Here is a 455-nt window from a genome sequence, read left to right as displayed (position 1 = left end):
TACGCCGGCCAGTCGGCCCGCGACCTGCACCTGCCCGTCGTCCCGCAGCGCCTGGTCGACGAGGGCAAGACGCTCGCCGAGAAGTTCCTGATCCGCTGGCGCGGCGAGGCCGACCCGAAGCACGCGCACGCCATCGACGCCTACTGGTCCTCGGCCGCCGAGCACGGCATGAACGCCTCGACGTTCACCGCGCGCGTCATCACCTCGACCGGTGCCGACGTGGCAGCGGCCTTCTCCGGCGCCATCGGCGCGATGAGCGGCCCGCTGCACGGCGGTGCGCCCTCACGCGTCCTCGGCATGATCGAGGACGTCGAGAAGTCCGGCGACGCTCGGGCCTACGTCAAGAACCTGCTCGACTCGGGCGAGCGCCTGATGGGCTTCGGTCACCGCGTCTACCGCGCCGAGGACCCGCGGGCGCGCGTGCTGCGTCGTACGGCCAAGGAGCTCGACGCCCC

General features: G+C 72.5%; 1 protein-coding gene. It reads left to right on the top strand.

The features are described from left to right. Nucleotides 1-455 (top strand): citrate/2-methylcitrate synthase (locus ACOADB_RS07335; RefSeq protein WP_378597310.1); only part of this gene is annotated, 455 nt, incomplete at both ends.

This window comes from Nocardioides sp. CPCC 206348 (genome assembly GCF_048654705.1).
GTDB lineage: Bacteria > Actinomycetota > Actinomycetes > Propionibacteriales > Nocardioidaceae > Nocardioides.
Note: the sequence above shows the minus strand (reverse complement) of the source record. Positions and strands in the feature narration are given on the sequence as shown.